Origin of the sequence: Aquabacterium sp. (assembly GCF_004297345.1) — a bacterium.
Taxonomy (GTDB): domain Bacteria; phylum Pseudomonadota; class Gammaproteobacteria; order Burkholderiales; family Burkholderiaceae_C; genus Aquabacterium.
Genome location: NZ_SCTN01000019.1, coordinates 1 through 6,401 on the forward strand (window position 1 = coordinate 1; position 6,401 = coordinate 6,401).

The following is a 6,401-nucleotide window of genomic DNA, read 5'->3' on the forward strand; positions in this document are numbered from 1 at the left end:
GTGATGTTGCGGATGCAGTTGCCCGAGGTCTGGATGCCGTGCATGTTGACTTCGGCCAGCAGGTCCATCACGTCGGCGCTCTTGGCCAGCGGGATCCAGTTGTACTGAACGTTCTGGCGTGTCGTGAAGTGGGCGTAGCCGCGGTCGTACTCGCGAGCGATCTTGGCCAGTTGGCGGATCTGCTTGCTGGACATTTCGCCGTAAGGCACGGCCACGCGCAGCATCGGCGCATGGCGCTGCACATACCAGCCGTTTTGCAGGCGCAGCGGACGGAACTCGTCATCGCCCAGCTTGCCAGCCAGGTTGCGTTCCAGCTGGTCGCGGAACTGAGCCGCACGCTGGCGGACGAACTGTTTGTCAAATTCGGTGTACTGATACATGGCAAGTCTCCTGCACTCAAGCAGGGTGTCGATGTGTCAAATCTGCCTGGCACGTCACCCTGGAAGGTGAACTGTGCGGCGGCCGTTCTAGTTGTGGATCAAGCGGTCAGCAAAACCTTCTTGGCAGCGAGGACCAGGCAGGCGCAAAGCGCAAAACGCGTGATTGTCTCAGGCAAATGCTTGGTCAGCTTGGCCGATACCCAGATTGCGGGGATGGAGCCTATCAGCAACTCCACCAGCAGTGCCCAATTGACGTTACCGAGCGACGCATGCCCGATGCCGGCGACGATGGTCAGCGGTACGGCGTGGGCGATGTCGCTGCCCACCAGGCGCTTCATGTCCAGGCGAGGGTAGAGCAGCAAAATCATGGTCGCACCCAGGGCACCCGCGCCAATCGAGCTCAGGGACACCAACACGCCCAGGATGGCGCCGCACAGCACGGTCAAGGGGCCGCGACGCTCACGGGTGATCCAGCGCTCCAGCCAGATGCCAACCTTGTGCCACACGGGGCGAAACGCCACGGTCACGGCGGTCAGCAGCAGGGCAATGCCCAGCGCATACGCCAGGGCGCTGTCGCCACTTTTGTGGATGCCGAACTGGTGCATGGCGACCATCGTGAGGACCGTGGCCGGCATGCTGCCGAGCAACAATTTCTTCACGATGTGGTAGTCCACGTGCCCCTCGCGATGGTGTGCCACCGAGCCAGACACCTTGGTGAAACCGGCGAACCACAGGTCGGTACCAATAGCCACCGCTTTTTCGAGACCGAAGACCGAAATCAGCAATGGGGTCATCAAGGAGCCGCCGCCAACGCCTGTCAGCCCCACAATCGAGCCCACGCCAGCCCCGGCGGCAATCGCTGTCCAATCGAAATTCATTAAACGCTTCAGCTTTCTGACCACGCCTACCAGCAGCCAATGCATGGAGGACAGTTTGAAGGAGGTTGAAATGTAGAAAACTTTTATATAAATGAGAAGAACAGTTTTGGAAGTTGTTTATTCTTTTATGGAATATAGGCCGCTGAAAAGGCTTTCCCTGGTTGGTGCAGCGTTGGTTTTGAGCGCTTGCGGCGTTCTCCAGGAGCCTGTTGTGCCCCCGCTCGCCCCTGCGCCGGTGGCGGTTGTGCCAAAGCCGGCACCCAGGCCTCCCCGAATTGGCTTGGCATTGGGGGGCGGTGCCGCACGCGGTTTTGCCCACATCGGGGTGTTGCAAGTGCTGGAAGAGCAGGGCATCAAGCCCGATCTCGTCGTAGGCACATCGGCCGGTAGTGTGGTGGCGGCGCTTTACGCCTCAGGCAAGACGCCCGCCGAGCTGACCACGATGGCCATGACGCTGGATGAATCCACCATCACCGATTGGGTGTTTCCTGGACGGTCCATCCTCAAGGGTGAAGCGCTGGCGAAGTTCGTGCGCAACTTGACGGCAGGCAAGCAGATCGAGAACATGCGTCTGCCATTGGGCATCGTTGCGGCGGACCTGCAAAGCGGTCAGCCTATTCTGTTTCGCCGCGGTGATCCGGGCATGGCCGTGCGGGCATCCAGCTCCGTGCCCGGTGTGTTCGAGCCCGTCAAGATCGGTGGCCGTGAGTACATTGACGGTGGTGCCGTTTCGCCTATTCCGGTTCGGTACGCCAAGCAGATGGGCGCGGATGTCGTGATCGCCGTGGATATCTCCGCGATTCCAGAAGGTCAGCCGACCAAAGGCGCAGTCGATATCCTGCTGCAAACCTTCAACATCATGGGGCACGCCATCAGCCAGTTTGAATTGCAAGATGCCGATGTCGTGATGCGTCCCAAGCTGGAGGGTATCGGCAGTGCCGAGTTCAGCGCGCGCCGCCTGTCCATTCTGGCTGGGCGTGAAGCAGCGCTGATGGTCATGCCTCAGTTGAAGGAGCGCATCGCTGCCAAGACGCGTTGACGGCAACGTGCGGACGCGGAGGTGGACGTCGCCTCAGCGAGGCGTGCCGAACGGTGCCCCTGTCAGCTTGAAGCCTTCCTTGATGGCGCGCTTGGTGAACCAGCCGGTGTTCATTTCCAGCACGAAGCGCACCGGCTTGGTCGAGCAATGCGGATCCAGCGTTTGCGGCTTCATCTCGTCCACATTCACGACGGTGCCATCGTCCGCCACGAAGGCCACGGCCAGAGGGATCAGCGTGTTCTTCATCCAGAAGCACTGCTTGCCCGGGCGATCAAAGATGAAGATCATGCCGTCGTTGCCACCCATGCTGGTGCGGAACATCAGGCCAATCTCTTGTTCCTGGGGCGTCTGCGCGACTTCAGCCTTGATGTTGTGCATGCCGGCGCCCAGTTGCACCGTGGGCAGGTGCTGGGCGCGGTCCTGGGCCCAGGCGCCTGTCGAGACGCATGTTGCGGCGACGCACAAGCCGATCGCGCCAAATGCGGCCTTCAAAGCTGGAATGCCGGCAACTTGAAACACAATCCGAGACATTGCGTTGATCCTTGTTGGGGTAAACCCGTAAATTTCCGTGTAGATTGCCAACCGGTGGTGCATCAGGCGCCATCAAGGTCAGCCAAAGTGGCAGCCCGACTGTATCAGCGAGCCCGATGACATCCGTTCTTTCCAATCCGATCAATCCGCCAGCGCCCGCCCTGGAGCCCCTGACGTCTGCGCAGGTGGCAGGTCTGGACGACCCGGAACTGTTGTCCCAGTGCATCGTCGAGATGCCGACGGGCAGCAGCATGCGTCGAATCGGCCTGGGCCTGTCGGGCATGTACTGCGCGGCGTGTTCCATCACGATCGAAGACGCGATCTTGCGCGTACCTGGCGTGAAGGAAGTTCAGGTTCAGGCGGCTTCTCAGCGTGCCCGCATCCTGCTGGATCCCGCTCGCACCAAGTTGTCGGACATCGTGAACGCCGTGCAGCGTGCTGGCTATCGGGCCTGGCCCGATGCGGCCGCCCGCGCTGGCAACGAACGCCTGCTGGAGCGCCGCAAGCTGCTCTGGCGCCTGTCCGTGGCCGCTTTTTGCATGATGCAGATCATGATGGTCACGACCATGCAGTACGTGGCCGGGCCGCAGGCCATTCCCAAGGACCTCTGGAATCTGATGAACTGGGCTGGCTGGGTACTGAGCCTGCCTGTCATGTTCTTCTCATGTGGGCCGTTCTTCTCCGGTGCCTGGCGTGCTGCACGGCAGGGCCACATCGCGATGGACACGCCTGTGGCCCTGGGCATTGCCGTCACCTTCATCACCAGCACGGCAGCCACATTCGGAGGCCAGGCCATCTTCGGGCACGAGGTTTACTTTGATTCTTTGACCATGTTCGTGACCTTCCTGCTGGGTGGGCGTTGGCTGGAAAGCAGGGCACGAGAGAGGGTCACGCAATCCCTGGAGTCTTTGCTGGTCAGGCTGCCCGAGGCGGTTGACCGCGTGATCGCCAACGGTGCCAGCCTGGCCGACATCACATCCGCCCAGACCGAGTCAATCGCGATCTCGTCGCTCAAGCACGGAGACCGCGTGCGCGTGGCCGTGGGGCAAGTCTTCCCCGCTGATGGGCAGATTCTGGCCGGCAAGACCGAGGTGGACGAGTCCATGCTGACGGGCGAGTCGCGCGCCATGCCCAGGCAGACAGGTCAGATGGTGGTGGCTGGCAGCATGAACTTGGGCGCGCCAGTCTGGATGACGGTCGAACGACTGGGGCCGGACACCCGCTACCAGCAGATTGTCTCCCTCGTTCAACAGGCGATGACTGAAAAGCCGGGCTGGATGCGGCAAGCCGACCGGATCGCCGGGCCCTTTCTCTGGGGCGTGCTTGTTTTGGCTGGGGGGGCGGCGATCGCATGGCAGTTCATTGACCCGACACGTTCGGTGTGGGTGGCGGTGTCCGTGCTGGTGGTGACCTGTCCCTGTGCGCTGTCGCTCGCGGCCCCTTCTGCCTTGTTGACGGCGGCTGGCGCCATGGCCAAGCAAGGTTTGCTCGTGCGCCGTCTGGATGCGCTGGAGGCGCTTGCGCACGTTGATCGCATTTACTTCGATAAAACCGGCACGCTCACCGAGGGCGAGTTGCGCGTGGTTGGGCTGGTGACGGCGTCGTCCAGGCACGACGTGTCTGCAGGCCTGTCTGCGCAAGAAGCTGAACGCTGGCAGATGGCGGCCGCATTGGCATCGCATTCCCAGCATCCTTTGTCCAGATCGCTGGTGAAAGCGGCGCAGGATGCCGGCGGTTGGCCGGGGCAGTCCTGGCTGGATGTCCGAGAGCACGCAGGCAAGGGTGTCGAGGCGCGCGATCAAAGCGGGCAGATCTTGCGTCTGGGTTCTCGCCACTGGGTTCTGGAGGGCGCGCAGCAAGCCGACGACCAATGGAGTGCGGCCCTGGTGGATGCGCGAGTCTGGCTGGGTGCACGCACGGAGCAGGGGGAATTGGTCCCGCTCAGCCTGTCGGGCTTTGTGTTTGACGAGACGTTCCGTCCCGAGGCCGGGCCTGCCATTCAGCGTCTGGCTGAACTGGGTTGCCAATCCGCCCTGTTGTCAGGCGACCAGGAAAGTCGGGTAGTTGCTGCAGCGCAACATTTGAGTTCGCATGGCGAAATCACGGTAGCCAGGGCGCATGCCACGCCGGAAGACAAGCTTCAAGTGATCGCCGAGGCTCAGGCCCAGGGGCATCGCGTGACGGTGGTGGGCGATGGGATCAACGATGCCCCCGTGCTGGCCAAAGCCGATGTGTCGATCGCACTTGACCAGGGCGCGGCTCTGGCGCAATCTCAGGCGGATTTGATCGTGCTTGGTGGGCGCTTGCTCGGGGTGCCGCTGGCTGTGGAAACTGCGCGACGTGCCATGCGCATCGTCAAGCAAAACCTGGCCTGGGCGGCCATCTACAACCTCAGTTGCATCCCGCTGGCCTTGATGGGCTTGCTGCCCCCTTGGTTGGCGGGGCTTGGGATGGCAGTCAGTTCGCTGGGCGTGGTCATGAATGCGCTTAGACTCGGCGCCTTCCGCTCGTGAGGCGGATTCAAACGCATATGGAAATCCTCTACGTCCTCATTCCCGTGTCCGTGTTGCTCGTGCTGGCGATCCTGGCTGTGCTCGGATGGGCCGTCAACAGCGGGCAGTTTGAGGATATCGAACAAGAAGGGCTGCGCATTCTGCAGCCCGAAGGGCAAACAGATGGGGCCAACGTTGAGCCTCATCAAGAATAGCTAGAGGTTTGCCCTCACAATTCAGTCTGTAACAAAGGAGAAAAAGAGATGGCAACCACCCACTCTGCCACGTACAACGATACGGTTGTCCGGCAGTTCGCCATTGCCGCCGTCCTATGGGGCGTCGTTGGTATGGCTGTCGGCGTTCTTATCGCGTCGCAACTGGCATGGCCCGAATTGAATTTCGGGATTCCCTGGCTGACCTATGGTCGCCTTCGTCCCCTTCACACCAATGCGGTGATCTTTGCGTTCGGCGGTTGTGCCCTGTTCGCAACGTCTTACCACGTGGTGCAACGTACTTGCCAGACGCGCCTGTTCGCAGGCCCCCTGGCATCTTTCACGTTCTGGGGTTGGCAACTGGTGATCCTGCTGGCCGCTTTGTCGCTGCCCATGGGTTTCACTACAGGCAAGGAATACGCCGAGCTTGAATGGCCCATTGACATCCTGATCACGCTGGTCTGGGTGGCTTACGCCGTTGTGTTCTTCGGTACCGTCGGTACCCGCAAGATCCGTCACATCTACGTGGCCAACTGGTTCTACGGTGCCTTCATCATCGCCGTGGCCCTGCTGCACATCGTCAACAGCGCTGAAATCCCCGTGATGTCCGCTGGCATCCTGACACCCAAGTCCTACTCGGCTTACGCCGGTGTGCAGGACGCGATGGTGCAATGGTGGTACGGCCACAATGCGGTGGGCTTCTTCCTGACCGCAGGCTTCCTGGGCATGATGTATTACTACATCCCCAAGCAAGCTGGCATGCCCGTGTACTCGTATCGCCTGTCGATCGTGCACTTCTGGGCCCTGATCTTCACCTACATGTGGGCGGGTCCTCACCACCTGCACTACACCGCACTGCCTGACTGGAC

At 61.3% G+C, this 6,401-nt stretch carries 5 protein-coding genes and 2 pseudogenes; 4 read left to right on the forward strand and 3 right to left on the reverse strand.

The features are described from left to right. Nucleotides 1–380, reverse strand: a pseudogene (locus EPO09_RS00505) (nitrite reductase); the annotation flags it as partial. A gap of 98 nt (nt 381–478) precedes the next feature. Beyond that, the gene (locus EPO09_RS00510; protein ID WP_290639119.1) at nt 479–1,258 is read right to left on the reverse strand and encodes a sulfite exporter TauE/SafE family protein; all 780 of its coding nucleotides are present in this window, start codon (nt 1,256–1,258) and stop codon (nt 479–481) included. 211 nt (nt 1,259–1,469) lie between these two features. Between EPO09_RS00510 and EPO09_RS00515 the strand changes: the two genes are divergently transcribed. Further along, nucleotides 1,470–2,297: a patatin-like phospholipase family protein gene (locus EPO09_RS00515; RefSeq protein WP_290639121.1), complete on the forward strand. Its 828-nt coding sequence runs from the start codon at nt 1,470–1,472 to the stop codon at nt 2,295–2,297. A 33-nt stretch (nt 2,298–2,330) separates the two neighbouring features. Here the strand turns inward: EPO09_RS00515 and EPO09_RS00520 are convergent, their stop codons facing one another. Further along, nucleotides 2,331–2,828 (reverse strand): DUF192 domain-containing protein, encoded by a 498-nt coding sequence (locus EPO09_RS00520; RefSeq protein ID WP_290639123.1) that lies wholly within the window; start codon nt 2,826–2,828, stop codon nt 2,331–2,333. 116 nt (nt 2,829–2,944) lie between these two features. On the opposite strand from EPO09_RS00520, the gene EPO09_RS00525 reads away from it, so the two are divergent. From EPO09_RS00525 to EPO09_RS00535, 3 genes and pseudogenes are all read left to right on the forward strand, one after another. After that, nucleotides 2,945–5,341, forward strand: coding sequence for a cation-translocating P-type ATPase (locus EPO09_RS00525; protein WP_290639125.1), 2,397 nt, complete (start codon nt 2,945–2,947; stop codon nt 5,339–5,341). A gap of 17 nt (nt 5,342–5,358) precedes the next feature. Beyond that, nucleotides 5,359–5,493, forward strand: a pseudogene (gene ccoS / locus EPO09_RS00530) (cbb3-type cytochrome oxidase assembly protein CcoS); the annotation flags it as partial. Between the two features lie 90 nt (nt 5,494–5,583). Continuing rightward, nucleotides 5,584–6,401: cbb3-type cytochrome c oxidase subunit I (locus tag EPO09_RS00535; protein ID WP_290639127.1), on the forward strand; the 818-nt coding region annotated here is incomplete at its 3' end.

Bases quoted from the DNA above. Each gene is read 5' to 3' on its own strand.
- EPO09_RS00510 (WP_290639119.1), bottom strand. From the start codon at position 1,258: ATGAATTTCGATTGGACAGCGATTGCCGCCGGGGCTGGCGTGGGCTCG.
- EPO09_RS00520 (WP_290639123.1), bottom strand. From the start codon at position 2,828: ATGTCTCGGATTGTGTTTCAAGTTGCCGGCATTCCAGCTTTGAAGGCC.
- EPO09_RS00525 (WP_290639125.1), top strand. From the start codon at position 2,945: ATGACATCCGTTCTTTCCAATCCGATCAATCCGCCAGCGCCCGCCCTG.